This is a genomic window from Aeromonas sp., from assembly GCF_050252055.1.
Taxonomy (GTDB): Bacteria; Pseudomonadota; Gammaproteobacteria; order Enterobacterales; family Aeromonadaceae; genus Aeromonas; species Aeromonas caviae.
Genome location: NZ_JBFWLQ010000002.1, coordinates 485,505 through 501,125, shown reverse-complemented (window position 1 = coordinate 501,125; position 15,621 = coordinate 485,505). Strand labels below are relative to the sequence as shown.

Below are 15,621 nucleotides of genomic sequence, written 5' to 3'. Positions count from 1 at the left end.
GTTAACGAAATGGCGGTAATTCAGCCAACACAAGATAACAAAAAGCCTCGAAGAGTCGAGGCTTTTTGCTGATTAATCACGTGCTTATCACATGTTACTGCTGATTTTGCCGATCGTTGTGGGACAAGCTGTAAACGTAGGAAGCGAGCAGATGTACCTTGTCTTCCCCCAGAATGTCCTTCCAGGCCGGCATCACGCCGTGGCGCCCGTGGGTGATGGTCTGTTCGACCACCTGACGGGAGCCGCCATAGAGCCAGATGTTGTTGGTGAGATCTGGTGCGCCGAAGGCGATGCCGCCCTTGGCATCCGGACCGTGGCAGGCGGCGCACATGGCAAAGCGTGCCTCCCCTTTCTTGGCTTCCACCAGATCAACCTTGCGACCGGAGAGGCTCAGCACATAGGAGGCAACCTCCTTCACCCCGTCCTGACCCAGGATCTCGCCCCAGGCGGCCATGATCCCCTGACGACCGCCCATGATGGTGGTCTTGATCTGGTCGGGTGCGCCGCCCCACTGCCATTCGCTGTCGGTCAGGTTCGGGAAACCGCGACCACCGCGGGCATCGGAGCCATGACACTGGGAACAGTTTTGCAGGAACAGGCGCTGACCCACCTTCAGGGCTTCCGGATCCTTGGCGATCTCGGTGATCTCCTTGTAGCTCTTGCCGTCAGCCTGATAGGTCAGCTCGCGGAACTTGGCGCCGTAGATCTCGTCGGCCTTGGCGAGTTCCCGGTCGTATTCCACCGCGCGTCCTTCGGCCTTGGCAGACTCGGCCGCCGCCTTGGACTCGGCCAGGGAACGCACATCCTGGTTGGAGCTCTGCCAGCCCAGCAGACCCTTGAAGTTGCCAAGGCCCGGGAAGGCGAGCAGGTAGATGAGCCCGGTGACGATGAAGAAGAGGAACATATAGGACCACCACTTCGGCAGGGGATTGTTGATCTCCTCGATGCCGTCGAAGGTGTGACCCATGGGTTTGCCCTCTTCGGCTCCCATCTTGTCCTTCATGCACCAGGCCAGCAGCAGGAAGCAGCCGAGAATGGTGCCAAGGCTTATGACGGTCACAAAAATGCTAAACAGAGTGCTCATTATTGCTTCGCTCCTGCGTTCTTGTTATCAGCACTGGGTTGCTCGTCATCGGCAAAAACCAGGTTGGCGGCCTCGTCGAAAGAAGCCTTGCGGCGCTTGCTGTAGGCCCAGACGATGATGCCAATCATGATGACCATCAGCAGCAGGGTGTACAGGCCGCGAAATGTGCCGTAATCCATATCCCGACTCCTTATTTCAGGGCATGGCCCAGTGATTGCAGATAGGCGATCAGCGCATCCAGCTCGGTCTTGCCCTTGACGGCCTCACCGGCACCGGCGATGTCGGCATCGGTATAGGGCACGCCGAAGTGATCCCGGAACAGAGCCAGCTTTTTGCCGGTCAGCTCGCCGCTCAGCACATTGGTCTCGAGCCAGGGGAAGGCCGGCATGTTGGACTCGGGCACCACGTCACGCGGGTTGATGAGGTGGGCGCGATGCCAGTCATCGGAGTAGCGGCCGCCGACCCGGGCCAGATCCGGGCCGGTACGCTTGGAGCCCCACAGGAAGGGGTGCTCCCAGACGCTCTCGCCGGCAACCGAGTAGTGGCCGTAGCGTTCGGTCTCGGCGCGGAACGGGCGGATCATCTGGCTGTGGCAGACGGTGCAGCCTTCGCGGATGTAGATGTCGCGTCCTTCCATCTGCAGGGCGGTGTAGGGCTTGAGGCCCTCCACCGGCTCGTTGGTCTGCTTCTGGAAGAACAGGGGGGTGATTTCCACCAGGCCCCCCAGGCTGATGGCGAAGATGATGCCAATCACCAGCATGGGGACGCTTTTTTCAAAAATCTCGTGACGGTTGTTGTTGCTCATGCTTTAAACCCCTTCAAATCAGGCTGGCTGTGCGACGGGTTCCAGAGAACCCTTGGGCGCAGTGACGGTGCGATAGGCGTTGTAGGCCATCAGCAGCATGCCGGTGACGAAGAAGCAGCCACCCAGGAAGCGCACGAAGTAGAAGGGATAGGAAGCTTGCAGCGCCTCCACGAAGCTGTAGGTCAGGGTGCCGTCGTCGTTGACCGCACGCCACATCAGGCCCTGCATCACACCGGAAATCCACATGGCGACGATATAGAGCACGGTGCCCACAGTGGCCAGCCAGAAGTGGACGTTGATGAGCTTGATGCTGTACATGCGCCCCTGCCCGAACAGGTTCGGGATCAGGTGGTAGACGGCACCGATGGACACCATGGCAACCCAGCCCAGGGCACCGGAGTGAACGTGACCGATAGTCCAGTCGGTGTAGTGGGAGAGGGCGTTGACGGTCTTGATCGCCATCATGGGGCCTTCAAAGGTCGACATGCCGTAGAACGACAGGGAGACGATCAGGAAGCGCAGAATGGGGTCATAACGCAGCTTGTGCCAGGCACCCGAGAGGGTCATGATGCCGTTGATCATGCCGCCCCAGGAGGGCACGAACAGGATGAGGGACATCACCATGCCCAGCGACTGGGCCCAGTCAGGCAGGGCGGTATAGTGCAGGTGGTGCGGACCGGCCCAGATATAGAGGGAGATCAGCGCCCAGAAGTGCACGATGGAGAGGCGGTAGGAGTAGACGGGGCGACCCGCCTGCTTGGGCACGAAATAGTACATCATGCCAAGGAAGCCCGCCGTCAGCAGGAAGCCCACCGCGTTGTGGCCATACCACCACTGCACCATGGCATCCATGGCACCGGAGTACATGGAATAGGACTTCATGCCGGAGAGCGGCACTTCCATGTTGTTGACGATGTGCAGTACGGCCACCGTGATGATGAAGGCACCGAAGAACCAGTTCGCCACATAGATGTGGGAGGTGGTGCGCTTGACCAGGGTGCCGAAGAAGACGATGGCATAGCTCACCCAGACCACGGCGATGGCGATGTCGATGGGCCACTCCAGCTCGGCGTACTCTTTGGAGGTGGTGTACCCCAGCGGCAGCGAGATGGCTGCAGACAGAATGATCGCCTGCCAGCCCCAGAACACGAAGGAGGCGAGGGGACCACCAAACAGCCGGACCTGACAGGTGCGCTGCACCACGTAGAAGGAGGTGGCCATCAGGGCGCTGCAACCAAATGCGAAGATGACCGCATTGGTATGCAGGGGACGCAGACGGCTGTACGTCAGCCAGGGGGTGTCGAAGTTGAGGGCAGGCCAGATCAGCTGGGCTGCAATCAATACACCCACCGACATGCCGACGATACCCCAAACAATCGTCATGACGGTGAACTGGCGCACAACGGTGTAGTTGTACTCAGGGTGGTTTGTTGTATGGCTCATCGTTGTATTCCGCTTCCGATGCTGTTGTTTGTGTTGCCCGGTGTCCTGGGCCATTTTCACCCCGGTTTTGCAAAATCCTCTCGTTAACATCTGTTAATAAAAGGAAAAGCAAAAGGTGGTTAAATGAAAATTCATTGAGAATGATACTGAAATGACCGGTAAAATAACAGTACAAACAGTGATATATTTGGCTCCAGCGGGTCTCATGTCCGCCAGTTTTTACCTTGCGCCAGATCACGAAAATTACATTTTCAAAGTACCTTACAGAGCTGTTTTTTCATGAAAGAGAGACTCACTTCACGCAAAATCGTCCACCTGTCCATGGTGCTGGTCATTTTGCTCTCCCTGATGGCCTATCGAACCTGGTTTTCAGGCACTGGAAGCGACCATGCAGAGGGCACCAATGTTCAGATTTGTGATCTGTCCCACAGCCCCTGCCGCCTCATCGTCGGGGATCGCCCGCTGACGGTCAGCATCGATGGCTTGCCGATCCGCCCTGAACATGACTTTGTCCTGCGCCTTCAAGGGGGTGTGCCGGCCATCACGCCGGTCAAGGCCTGGCTCGAGGGCAAGGAGATGTTCATGGGGCTCATCCCCGTGCTGTTTGAACCCAGCCAAATGGGGTGGCGAGGGGTGACCCAGGTGGGAAGTTGTACGACCGAGGCGATGGACTGGCTCCTGACCATCGAGTGGAGCAACGGCCAGCGCCATCAACTGACGTTGGGTGCGGCACGTTGAACGGACTCTCATCGGGCCCCAGGAGGGGGGATAAATGAAAATTGATTTGAAATTTTCAGGCAGGACGGTACCTTGCATTGATTATCAAGGAGTGAAGTTCATTTAATCATGATTGAAAAACAAGCATTTTATCGCACGCTCAACCAGCAGGCCCAGGCATTGCTGGAGGGCGAACCCGACATGATCGCCACCCTGGCAAACCTGTCTGCCCTGCTCAATCAGGAACTGGCTGACATCAACTGGGTTGGTTTCTACCTGCTGCAGGGCGAGACCCTGGTGCTCGGCCCGTTCCAGGGCAAGCCGGCCTGTGTGCGCATCCCGGTCGGGCGCGGCGTCTGTGGCACTGCGGTTGCCGAGGGCAAGACCCAGCTGGTGGACGACGTTCACCAGTTCGCGGGGCACATTGCGTGCGATGGTGCCAGCAACTCGGAAATCGTGATCCCGCTGCGCCGTGGCGGGGAGATCATCGGGGTGCTGGACATCGACAGTCCAATTTTTAACCGCTTTGACGAGCAGGACCGGATTGGCCTCGAAGAAACGGTGCAAATTTTGGAAAGCATGCTCTAAGTCATTGCTAGATGGTTCGCAAAAGGTCCCAAGCTCTCTATAATGGGGCCTTTGTTGTGTTCGGGCATGCCCGTGCGTCTATATGAAAGCCAAGGTTATACATGGAAAACACTGAAAAGCTGAAGAACAGTAAAGAGATCGTCGCCTACCTGGTCGAGAAATTCCCGGCCTGCTTCATCGCTGAAGGAGAGGCCAAGCCACTCAAGATTGGCATCTTCCAGGATCTGGCCGCGCGTCTTGCTGATGACGAGAGAGTCTCCAAGACCATGCTGCGCTCTGCTCTGCGTCAATACACCTCCAGCTGGCGTTACCTGCATGGCCTCAAGGCTGGCCAGGCCCGTGTCGATCTGGACGGCAACCCGGGCGAGCTGCTCACCGAAGAGCACATCGAGCATGCCAAACAGGCGCTCAAGGAGAGCAAGGAACGTGTCTTTGCCAGCCGCCGCACCAACACCAAGGAGAAGGAAGACAAGCCCAAGCAGCCGCGTCGCAACGCGCCGCGCAAGGCTGACGCTCCCCGCTCCGACAAGCCCAAGTCCGCCCCTGCTCCCAAGGCTGCACCGGTCGCCGATGCGCCGCTGGTGAAAGTGGATGCCGCTACCCTGAAAGTCGAGCAGGGCGTTCGCGTCGTGCTGGGCAAGTCCCCTGTGCCTGCGACCATCAAGGAAGTGACCAAGGATGACGTACAGGTTCAATTGCAGACCGGCATGATGTTGCGGGTCAAGTTCGAGCATCTGGTTCTCTAAGGAGACGAATGTTGAAGCATGGCGTGATTCGTTTTTCACTCGTTGCCTGTAGCCTGGCGCTTGCCGGGCTCGCACAGGCCATCGAGCCGGTGCTCAAGGAAAGTGATTTGCCTGTGTTGGCTCAAGAGAGCCAACATGCTACGGCCAGCAAGCGAATTGCCAATCTGTTTACCCGCTCCCACTACAAACAGTTCAAGCTGGACGACGCCTTTTCCTCCGTGATCTTTGACAAGTATCTGGAGAATCTGGACTACAGCCGCAACCTGTTTCTGGCCTCTGACATCAGCCGTTTTGAGAAATATCGTACCGGTTTTGACACCGACCTCGAGCGAGGGCGACTGGCTCCGGCCTACGAGATGTTCAACCTGAGTCAGCAGCGGCGGTACGAGCGGTTCGAATACGCCCTCAAACTGCTCGACACTCCCTTCGATTTTACCCAGAAAGACAATTATGTCTTCGATAGGGAAGGGGCTCCCTGGCCCAAGGATGAAGCCGAGCTCAACGAGCTGTGGCGTCAGCGGGTCAAGTTCGATGCCCTGAGCCTCAAGCTCAGCGGCAAGGAGTGGCCCGAGATCAAGGAGCTGCTTGGCAAGCGTTACAACAACGCCATCAAGCGGATGTCCCAGACCGAGAGCGAGGACGTGTTCCAGCTCTTCATGAACTCCTTCGCCCGCGCCATTGAACCGCACACCAGCTATCTGTCTCCGCGCAGCGCCGATCGGTTCAACACCGAGATGAACCTCTCGCTGGAGGGGATTGGTGCCGTGCTGCAGGCGGAAGATGACTTCACCGTCATCCGCTCCCTGGTGCCCGGCGGCCCGGCGGCCAAGTCCAATCATCTGAAACCCGATGACAAGATCACCGGGGTGGGGCAGGACGACGGCAAGATTGTGGATGTCATAGGCTGGCGTCTTGACGACGTGGTCGAGCTCATCAAGGGGCCCAAGGGCAGCAAGGTGAAGCTGGAGATCCAGCGCGGCAAGGGCGCGACCGCCAAGACCGAGCTGGTGGAGCTGGTGCGTGACAAGGTGCGTCTGGAAGACAGAGCCGCCAAGTCCAAGGTGATCACCGCCGAGGGCAAGAAGATCGGCGTGCTCGAGATCCCGAGCTTCTACGTCAACTTGCACGACGACGTGATCAAGGAGATCTCCAGCCTCAACAAGCAGAAGATCGACGGCCTCATCGTCGATCTGCGCGGCAACGGCGGCGGTGCCCTGACGGAAGCTTCCGCCCTGAGCGGTCTCTTCTTTGCCAGCGGCCCCGTGGTGCAGATCCGTGATCATATGGGTCGCATCACCGTCAATGGCGACGACGACGGCAATGTCTACTACGGTGGCCCCATGTCGGTGATGATCGACCGCTACAGCGCCTCGGCCTCCGAGATCTTCGCCGCCGCCATGCAGGACTATGGTCGTGCGCTGATCCTCGGCGAAAACTCGTTCGGCAAGGGGACGGTGCAGCAGCATCGCAGCCTCGCCAAGGTCTATGACTTCTACGAGCAGCCGCTGGGTCACGTGCAGTACACCATCGCCAAGTTCTACCGTATCGATGGCGGCAGCACCCAGAACAAGGGGGTTGCTCCCGATATCGCCTTCCCGACCGCAGTGGCGCCGGGTGAGACGGGGGAGAGCCGCGAGTTCAACGCCTTGCCCTGGGACAAGATTGCCTCGGCCAGCTACGAGCGACTGGGGGACTTCTCCAGCCTGCTGCCCAAGCTGAAATCGGCCCACGAGGCGCGGATCACCAAGGATCCGGAATTTGCCTATGTGCTGCAGGACATCAAGGAGTATCAGGCGGACAAGGACAAGAAGTCGGTCTCCCTGAACGAAGCCGAGCGGCTGGCTGAACAGGCCAAACAGGACGAGAAGGCGCTGGCGCGAGCCAACGAGCGGCTGACTCGTCTTGGCAAGCCGACGGTGAAGAGCCTGGATGAACTGCCGACCGATTTCGAGGCACCTGACGAATACCAGGTGGAAGCGGCCAACATCACGGCGGATCTGGCCACCCTCAGCAAGAAGAGCTGATGCTGGCAATGGAATGACAAGGGCGACTCGGGTCGCCCTTTCTTTTGCCTGAATGCAAACTATTTGACCCTGTCCGAGCCTTGTGACAGCCTCTGACACGTCAATAACAAAGCGTGGAAGCACACAATAATGACTGAACAACCTCAGGCCATGACGGCCAAATATCGCCAGGATTACCAGGCTCCCCTCTATTGGTGTGACAGCCTGGATCTCGATTTTCAGCTGCAAGAGCCCCTGACCCGGGTCACCGCCATCTCCCGTTTGCGTCGCAGCGGCGATCACAACGAACCCCTGGTGCTGGACGGCGAGGGGCTTGACCTTGTCAGCGTCAGTGTGGATGGCGTGCCCTATCAGCAATACGAGCAGGGAGAGAGCAGCCTGACCCTGTTCAACCTGCCGGCCGAGTGCGTGCTGACCGTGGTCACCGACATCGATCCCGCCGCCAACACGGCGCTGGAGGGGCTCTACAAATCCGGCGATGCCTATTGCACCCAGTGCGAGGCCGAGGGCTTTCGTCGTATCACCTATTACATGGACAGGCCAGACATCCTGGCCCGTTACAGTACCCGCATCACCGCAGACAAGGCCAAGTACCCCTATCTGCTCTCCAACGGCAACAAGGTCGCGAGCGGCGATCTGGACGACGGTCGCCACTTCGTGCAGTGGCAGGATCCCTTCCCCAAACCGAGTTACCTGTTTGCCCTGGTGGCCGGTGACTTCGATGTGGAACGCAACCACTTCATTACCAAAAGCAGCCGCCAGGTGGCGCTCGAGATCTTCGTGGACAAGGGCAACCTAGACCGCGCCGGTTTCGCCATGGAGAGCCTCATCAACTCCATGCGCTGGGACGAGCAGCGTTTCGGCCTCGAGTATGACCTCGACATCTACATGATCGTGGCGGTGGACTTCTTCAACATGGGGGCCATGGAGAACAAGGGGCTCAACATCTTCAACTCCAAGTTCGTGCTGGCCAACCCGGCCACGGCCACCGATGCGGACTACCACGGCATCGAGCGGGTGATCGGCCACGAATACTTCCACAACTGGACCGGCAACCGCGTCACCTGCCGCGACTGGTTCCAGTTAAGCCTCAAAGAGGGGCTGACGGTGTTCCGGGATCAGGAGTTCTCCTCCGATCTGGGGTCGCGCGGCGTCAACCGCATCAACAACGTGCGCACCGTGCGCGGTCCGCAGTTTGCCGAAGATGCCGGCCCCATGGCCCACCCCATCCGCCCGGATGTGGTGATCGAGATGAACAACTTCTACACCCTGACCGTCTACGAGAAGGGCTCTGAAGTGATCCGCATGATGCACACCCTGCTGGGGGAGGACGCCTTCCAGGCGGGCATGCGCCTCTACTTCGAGCGTCACGACGGCTCTGCCGCCACCTGTGACGACTTTGTGCAGGCGATGGAGGATGCCTCCGGGGTGGATCTTGCTCGCTTCCGCCGCTGGTACAGCCAGTCCGGTACCCCCGAGCTCACCGTGGCCGACGAGTACGATACCGAAAGCGGTGTCTATCGTCTGCACGTGAGCCAGCACACCCCGCCGACCCAGGATCAGCCACAAAAGCTGCCGCTGCATATCCCCCTCGACATCGAGCTCTACGATGCACAGGGTGCCGTCATTACGCTGCAATATCAGGGCAAGGCCATCGGCAATGTGCTGGACGTGCTGGAAGCACAGCAGACGTTCGAATTCGATCGGGTGCCGGTCAGACCGGTCCCCTCCCTGCTGCGAGACTTCTCCGCCCCGGTCAAGCTGCACTATGACTACAGCGACGAGGCCCTGGCCTTCCTGATGCGCCATGCCCGCAACGAGTTTGCCCGCTGGGACGCCGCCCAGATGCTGATCAACAAGGCGGTGATCGACGGGGTGGCGCGGGTGCAGCACGGGCAGGGGGTTGAACTCTCCCACACCCTGCTGGCGGCCTTTGTCGCCATTCTGGACGAGGCTGCGCTGGATCCCGCCCTCAAGGCAGAGATCCTGGCCCTGCCGGGAGAGGCGACCCTGGCCGAGCTGTTCGAGGTAGCCGACATCGACGCCATCCACCAGGTGCGCAACGGGATCCAGACCGCACTGGCCCACGCCTTCGGCGACCGCCTGCTGGCGTGCTACGAGAGCCTGCGTCTGCCGGCTTATCAGGTGGTCCATGCCGACATGGCCAAGCGGGCCCTCAAGGGGGTGGTGCTGGGTTATCTGGCGGCGCTGGATGCCGCGAAGGCCGATACCCTGGTGCGCGAGCAGTACGGGGCCGCCGACAACATGACCGACACCCTGGCGGCGCTCCAGGTGGCCAACAGCCATCTGCTGCCGTGCCGCGCCGCGCTCTTGGCCGACTTCGAAGGCAAGTGGGCCCATGATGGCCTGGTACTGGACAACTGGCTGCGGCTGGTGGGGGCCAAGCCGGCCAAGGATGTGCTCGATGACGTGAAGCAGGCGATGGCGCACCCGACCTTCAGCATCCGCAACCCGAACCGGCTGCGGGCGCTCATCGGCAGCTTCGCCATGAACAACCAGGTGCAGTTCCACGCCGCCGATGGCAGCGGCTATCGCTTCCTGACCGATCTCTTGATCGAGCTCAACGAGGTCAATCCCCAGGTGGCGTCCCGCCTCATCACCCCGCTTATCCAGTTCAAGCGGCTCGATGAGGGGCGCAAGGCGCTGGTTCGCGCCGAGCTGACCCGCCTGGCCAACCTGGACGGGCTGGCGCGGGATCTGTTCGAGAAGGTGAGCAAGGCGCTGGCACAGTAAGCGTCACGACGGCGGGCAGGGGAGTCTGGCTCTCCTGCCCGTTTTTCATGGATGACCAGGAGGTGACATGAGGCAATACACTTTTCGGCTCTCCCTTGGCCGCGACGAGATCATGTTGATGTACCAGGGGCAGGTGAACCGCCTGGTGGTACGTACCGAGCAGGGTCTGACCCTGGAGCTGGGGTTGGAGAAAATCCGGCGTTTTGTGTCGGAGAGCGGCGTTCACGGCTACTTTCGACTGAAAACCCAGGATGATCATCGCTTCATTTCCCTGGAACGCATAAATTAACAAAACTTGAACATCAATCCGGGTAAATATCTGCTTTAAGTCACTATCTATCCGGTAAATGGCGCGGCATCCAGTGCGATTTTCTGAATTTTGCCGACTTGGCAAAATTTATCACAACCCAAGCCGTGATCTGCCCCTTGTTTTTAACATCCCGTTATCACCTTTGCTCGCCTTCCTTGATCCAAGCCATTACACTTCGCTGCAACTCTGTACCGGTGGGCATCCTGGGTGGATGTCGCCGTGTCTGTGATGTCGTCCGATAAGGAAACTAGCAATGGCATTGAAAGACGCCCCTACCTCCGTTCTGCTCGAAAACGTTCTCAGTCTGATCCACCAGAAATTGCCGAAAAACAGTGCCTCCCTGGTCGAATGTTTCGTTGCCAAGTTCTACGGCAACATGGCCAGCACTGATCTGCATGACCGTAATGACAGCGATCTCTATGGCGCCGCCCTCAGCCTGTGGAATGCCCTCAACCACCGTACCGGCATCGAGCCCTATATCCGGGTCTACAACCCTGAGCTGACCCGCCACGGATGGCAGTCTCCCCATACCATCGTCGAGATCATCCTGCAGGATTCCCCCTTCCTGGTGGACTCCATCCGCATGGCGCTCAAGCGTCTCAATATCACCGCTCATATGATGCTGCACCAGCCGCTGCACCTGATCCGCGGCGAAGGCGGCAAGATTGGCGCCATCCTGGATCTGGACAACACCGCAGAGCAGACCTCGGTGGAAACCGCCTTCCTCATCGAAATCGATCACCTGACCGGTGAAGAGGAGATGGACGCCCTGACTGCCGAGCTCAACTCGGTGGCGCGGGAAGTGGCCCTGGCGGTGGGAGACTGGCAGCCCATGCTGACGCGCCTGAACGAGATCATCGAGGAGCTGCCCAAACGCAAGAACCCGGTCAGCCAGGCCGAGGTGGACTCCTGCGTCGCCTTCCTCAAATGGGTGGCCGCCCACAACTTCACCCTGATGGGTTATCGCCGCTACGACGTCAAGGCGGTGGAGGGGGATCACGAGATCCTGCCGCAGCCCGAGTCCAGCCTGGGGCTGATGAAGAACTCCATCAAGGACGAAGGCCAGCGCCTCGGCACCATGCCCGCCAGCGCCCGTCACGCGGCCCTCAGTTCCGACTTGCTGATCCTCACCAAGTCCAACAGCAAGTCCCGGGTACATCGTCCGGCGTATGTGGACTACATCGGCATCAAGCGTTTCGACGAGCACGGCAAGGTGGTGGGAGAGGATCGCTTCATCGGCCTGTATGCCTCCTCCATCTACAACACCAGTGCGACCCAGATCCCCCTCATCAGCCACCGCCTCGAGCGCATCATGGCCGCCTCCGGCTTTGAGTCGGGCTCCCATGCCTACAAGGCGTTGCTGAACGTGCTGGAAACCTACCCGCGCGACGAGCTGATCCAGGCCCGTGAAGAGGAGCTGCTGGCCACCGGTCTCGGGGTGCTGGAGATGCAGGAGCGAGACATGCTGCGCCTGTTCGTGCGCCGCGACGTCTACGGCCGCTTCTTCTCCTGCATGGTCTATGTCACCAAGGAGCGCTACAACACGGCGCTGCGGGTCAAGACCCAGCAGATTTTGCAGAAATATTTTGGCAGCAGCATCGATGTGGAGTTCAACGTCTACTTCACCGAGGGGGTGCTGGCACGGACCCACTACATAGTGCGGGTCAACAACAACAACGTGGATGTGGATGTGAACGAAGTACAGAACAACCTGATTGAAGCGGCCCGCAGCTGGGATGACCGCCTGGATTCCGTGCTGCTTTCCCACTATGGCGAGGCCCGTGGCAACGAGCTGCGCCGCCGTTTCAGCACCGCCTTCCCCCGCGCCTACAAGGAAGATGTGCTGCCGGGCTCTGCCGTCGCGGACATCATGGCCCTGGATGGATTGAGCGAGGCCGAGCCGCTTGGCATGCTGTTCTACCGCGCCCAGGAGGAGGAGAACGATCGCCGGGTACGCCTCAAGCTGTTCCACCGAAGCGAACCCATCCACCTCTCCGACGTCCTGCCCATGCTGGAAAACATGGGACTGCGCGTCATCGGCGAGACCCCGTATCAGGTACGGACCCCCACCGGCGAGGTGTTCTGGATCCTCGATTTCTCCATGCTGCTGCGCGGTGAGCAACCGTTCGATCTGGAGCAGAGCCAGCAGCGCTTCCAGCAGGCCTTCGCCGCCATCTGGAACAAGACCCTGGAAGATGACGGCTTCAACCGTCTGGTACTGGGGGCCGGCCTCACCGGTCGTCAGGTATCCGTGCTGCGGGCCTATGCCAAATACATGCGCCAGACCGGCGTCTCCTTCAGCCAGTCCTATATCGAGGAGACCCTGACCCGTTATCCGGATATCGCAGAGCTGCTGTTCACTCTGTTCGAACAGCGCCTGGATCCGGCCGGCAAGCAGGACGCCAAGGTGCCATCGCAAGATGCCAAGGCATCCGCCAAGCTGCACGAGGAGCTTGCGGCCAAGCTGGATCAGGTCGCCAACCTGGATGACGATCGCATCATTCGCCGCTATGTAGAGATGATCGACGCCACCCTGCGCACCAACTACTACCAGCTGGACAAAGCGGGCAACATCAAGCCCTACATCTCCTTCAAGCTGGCCCCCTCCAGCATCACCGATATGCCGCTGCCGCTGCCGAAGTTCGAGATCTTCGTCTACTCCCCGCGAGTGGAAGGGGTACACCTGCGCTGGGGCAAGGTGGCCCGTGGCGGCCTGCGCTGGTCCGATCGCAAGGAGGACTTCCGCACCGAGGTGCTGGGTCTGGTGAAAGCCCAGCAGGTGAAGAACACCGTCATCGTGCCGGTGGGTGCCAAGGGCGGTTTCTACTGCAAGCAGATGCCGGCAGGCGCCCCCCGTGCCGTCATTCAGGAGGAGGGCAAGGCCTGCTACCGTCTGTTCATCCGCGGCCTGCTCGACGTGACCGACAACATCATCGGCGGCGAGGTGATCCCGCCAAAATCCGTGGTGCGTCACGACGAGGATGACTACTACCTGGTAGTGGCGGCCGACAAGGGCACCGCCACCTTCTCCGACATCGCCAACGAGATAAGCCTTGAATACGGCCACTGGCTCGGCGATGCGTTCGCCTCCGGCGGCTCGGTGGGCTATGACCACAAGAAGATGGGCATCACCGCCCGCGGCGCCTGGGAATCGGTCAAGCGCCACTTCCGTGAGATTGGCATCAACTGCCAGACCACCGACTTCACCTGCGTGGGGATAGGTGACATGGCCGGCGACGTGTTCGGCAACGGCATGCTGCTCTCCGAGCACATCCAGCTGGTGGGCGCCTTCAACCACATGCACATCTTCGTCGACCCGACCCCGGATGCGGCCAGGAGCTTCGTCGAGCGCAAGCGCCTGTTCGAGCTGCCCGGCTCCAGCTGGGATGACTACAACCGTGAGCTCATATCCAAGGGGGGCGGCATCTTCCTGCGCTCTGCCAAGTCCATCAAGCTGAGCCCGGAAATGCAGACCCTGCTCGGCACCGACAAGAGCGGCATGGCCCCGAACGAGTTGATCAAGGCGCTGCTCTGCCTGAACGTCGACCTGCTCTGGAACGGCGGCATCGGCACCTATGTGAAGAGTGCCCGCGAGAGCGACGCCGACGTCGGGGATCGCAGCAACGACGTGCTGCGCGTCAATGGTCGTGACCTGCGTGCCCGCATCGTGGGCGAGGGTGGCAACCTGGGCTTCACCCAGCTTGGCCGGGTGGAGTACGCCAGTCAGGGTGGTCGCATCAACACCGACTTCACCGACAACGTGGGCGGGGTGGATTGCTCCGACAACGAGGTCAACATCAAGATCCTGCTGAACCAATTGGTGGCGGCCGGTGACCTGACCCTCAAGCAGCGCAACCAGATGCTCTACGAGATGACAGATGCGGTGGCCCAGGTGGTCATCACCAACGCCTACCGCCAGTCCCAGTCCATCTCGGTGACCGCCTTCCGTGGTGCCGAGCAGCTGAAAGAGCAGCAGCGCTTCATCCAGGGGCTGGAGCGGGAAGGCAAGCTGGACCGGGCGCTCGAGTTCCTCCCCTCCGACGAGGAGCTCTCCGAGCGGATGGCGGCAGGGCAGGGGTTGACCCGACCCGAGCTGGCGGTGCTGGTGGCTTACGGCAAGATGGTGCTCAAAGAGCAGCTCAACTGCCCGGAAGTGACCGACGAGCCCTTCCTCGCCAACATGCTGGTCACCAGCTTCCCGACCCAGTTGCAGCAGCAATTTGGCGCGGCCCTGGCCCAGCATCCGTTGCGAGGCGAGATCATCGCGACCCGGGTGGCCAACATGCTGGTCAACGACATGGGGCTCAACTTCGCCAGCCGGATGAAGGACGAGACCGGTGCCTCGGTGGCGGAAGTGGCCTGCTGCTTCGCCATGGCCCGGGAAGTGTTCGGCCTCGGCGACCTGTGGCGTGACATCGAAGGGTGTGACAACGGGGTGGATGCCCAGACCCAGCTCGAGCTGATGTTCTACAGCCGCCGCATCGTGCGCCGCGCCACCCGTTGGTTCCTGCGCGCCCGCAACCGCAGCTGGAGCATCGGCGAGAACATCGCCTTCTTCCGCCCGGCCTTCGAGACCCTGAGTCAGCACCTTTATGAGGTAATGGACGAGAGCGAAGTGGCCGAACACAGCCAGGCGGTCGCTGCCCTGATGGAGAAACAGGTGCCGGAGGCCATCGCCCGTCGTGTGGCCCACATGAGCAGCCTCTTCTCCTGTCTGGATCTGGCGCAGATTGCCGCGGAGCACAAGACCGACATCCTGCGGGTTGCCAACGTCTACTATCGCCTGGGTGCCAAGCTGGATCTGCATTGGTTCCTCGAGCAGATCAACCATCAGCCGGTGGGCAACCACTGGCAGGCGATGGCGCGGGCCTCCTTCCGCGAAGATCTGGACTGGCAGCAACGCAGCCTCACCTCCGTGGTACTGGAAGGGTGCAAAGAGCAGGGGGAATGCGCTACCATACTGGCCGACTGGATTTCGGAGCATGAGCAACTCTTGTCCCGTTGGACCCACATGTTGGCCGACTTCAAGACCACGAGCACGCACGAGTTCGCCAAGTTCTCGGTGGCCTTGCGAGAGTTGAACCTGCTCCAGTTGAATTGCCGAACCTCGGCATAACCCCAAAAGCCCCGGCCAGTTGCCGGGGCTTTTT

Annotated in this window: 11 protein-coding genes; 7 read left to right on the top strand and 4 right to left on the bottom strand. The window is 60.3% G+C overall.

Annotation, left to right across the window (positions count from 1 at the left end; translation table 11 throughout):
• Positions 1–94: 94 nt before the first annotated feature.
• From ccoP to ccoN, 4 genes are read right to left on the bottom strand one after another with little or no spacing between them, the layout of a single operon-like run.
• On the bottom strand, positions 95–1,084 hold the full coding sequence (ccoP, locus tag AB7E19_RS05870; RefSeq protein ID WP_039040785.1) for a cytochrome-c oxidase, cbb3-type subunit III: 990 nt from the start codon (positions 1,082–1,084) through the stop codon (positions 95–97).
• Positions 1,084–1,263, bottom strand: coding sequence for a CcoQ/FixQ family Cbb3-type cytochrome c oxidase assembly chaperone (locus tag AB7E19_RS05865; RefSeq protein WP_010674775.1), 180 nt, complete (start codon positions 1,261–1,263; stop codon positions 1,084–1,086). The genes ccoP and AB7E19_RS05865 overlap by 1 nt, the downstream gene beginning before the upstream one ends.
• A gap of 11 nt (positions 1,264–1,274) precedes the next feature.
• The gene (gene ccoO, locus AB7E19_RS05860; protein WP_010674774.1) at positions 1,275–1,889 is read right to left on the bottom strand and encodes a cytochrome-c oxidase, cbb3-type subunit II; all 615 of its coding nucleotides are present in this window, start codon (positions 1,887–1,889) and stop codon (positions 1,275–1,277) included.
• Between the two features lie 18 nt (positions 1,890–1,907).
• Positions 1,908–3,332: a cytochrome-c oxidase, cbb3-type subunit I gene (gene ccoN / locus AB7E19_RS05855; RefSeq protein ID WP_010674773.1), complete on the bottom strand. Its 1,425-nt coding sequence runs from the start codon at positions 3,330–3,332 to the stop codon at positions 1,908–1,910.
• 279 nt (positions 3,333–3,611) lie between these two features.
• On the opposite strand from ccoN, the gene AB7E19_RS05850 reads away from it, so the two are divergent.
• The 7 genes from AB7E19_RS05850 (at position 3,612) to AB7E19_RS05820 (ending at position 15,587) form a co-directional block, all read left to right on the top strand.
• On the top strand, positions 3,612–4,070 hold the full coding sequence (locus AB7E19_RS05850; RefSeq protein ID WP_323897209.1) for a hypothetical protein: 459 nt from the start codon (positions 3,612–3,614) through the stop codon (positions 4,068–4,070).
• Positions 4,071–4,178: 108 nt separating this feature from the next.
• A complete protein-coding gene (locus AB7E19_RS05845; protein ID WP_010674771.1) occupies positions 4,179–4,637 on the top strand; it encodes a GAF domain-containing protein in 459 nt (152 codons plus the stop codon).
• 101 nt (positions 4,638–4,738) lie between these two features.
• A complete protein-coding gene (gene proQ, locus AB7E19_RS05840; RefSeq protein WP_010674770.1) occupies positions 4,739–5,383 on the top strand; it encodes an RNA chaperone ProQ in 645 nt (214 codons plus the stop codon).
• Positions 5,384–5,391: 8 nt separating this feature from the next.
• Complete coding sequence (prc, locus tag AB7E19_RS05835) at positions 5,392–7,407, top strand: carboxy terminal-processing peptidase (RefSeq protein ID WP_045524882.1); 2,016 nt, start codon at positions 5,392–5,394, stop codon at positions 7,405–7,407.
• A 129-nt stretch (positions 7,408–7,536) separates the two neighbouring features.
• Complete coding sequence (pepN, locus tag AB7E19_RS05830) at positions 7,537–10,161, top strand: aminopeptidase N (protein WP_427934722.1); 2,625 nt, start codon at positions 7,537–7,539, stop codon at positions 10,159–10,161.
• Between the two features lie 67 nt (positions 10,162–10,228).
• A complete protein-coding gene (locus AB7E19_RS05825; protein WP_010674767.1) occupies positions 10,229–10,450 on the top strand; it encodes a DUF2835 family protein in 222 nt (73 codons plus the stop codon).
• 274 nt (positions 10,451–10,724) lie between these two features.
• Positions 10,725–15,587, top strand: a complete 4,863-nt coding sequence (locus tag AB7E19_RS05820) for an NAD-glutamate dehydrogenase (RefSeq protein ID WP_427934721.1) — start codon at positions 10,725–10,727, stop codon at positions 15,585–15,587.
• Positions 15,588–15,621 lie beyond the last annotated feature (34 nt).

Excerpts from the sequence above, each read along its gene's own strand:
- ccoO (WP_010674774.1), bottom strand. The coding sequence starts at position 1,889 with ATGAGCAACAACAACCGTCACGAGATTTTTGAAAAAAGCGTCCCCATG.
- AB7E19_RS05850 (WP_323897209.1), top strand. The coding sequence starts at position 3,612 with ATGAAAGAGAGACTCACTTCACGCAAAATCGTCCACCTGTCCATGGTG.
- prc (WP_045524882.1), top strand. The coding sequence starts at position 5,392 with ATGTTGAAGCATGGCGTGATTCGTTTTTCACTCGTTGCCTGTAGCCTG.
- AB7E19_RS05825 (WP_010674767.1), top strand. The coding sequence starts at position 10,229 with ATGAGGCAATACACTTTTCGGCTCTCCCTTGGCCGCGACGAGATCATG.
- AB7E19_RS05865 (WP_010674775.1), bottom strand. The coding sequence starts at position 1,263 with ATGGATTACGGCACATTTCGCGGCCTGTACACCCTGCTGCTGATGGTC.
- pepN (WP_427934722.1), top strand. The coding sequence starts at position 7,537 with ATGACTGAACAACCTCAGGCCATGACGGCCAAATATCGCCAGGATTAC.
- ccoN (WP_010674773.1), bottom strand. The coding sequence starts at position 3,332 with ATGAGCCATACAACAAACCACCCTGAGTACAACTACACCGTTGTGCGC.
- AB7E19_RS05820 (WP_427934721.1), top strand. The coding sequence starts at position 10,725 with ATGGCATTGAAAGACGCCCCTACCTCCGTTCTGCTCGAAAACGTTCTC.
- AB7E19_RS05845 (WP_010674771.1), top strand. The coding sequence starts at position 4,179 with ATGATTGAAAAACAAGCATTTTATCGCACGCTCAACCAGCAGGCCCAG.
- ccoP (WP_039040785.1), bottom strand. The coding sequence starts at position 1,084 with ATGAGCACTCTGTTTAGCATTTTTGTGACCGTCATAAGCCTTGGCACC.
- proQ (WP_010674770.1), top strand. The coding sequence starts at position 4,739 with ATGGAAAACACTGAAAAGCTGAAGAACAGTAAAGAGATCGTCGCCTAC.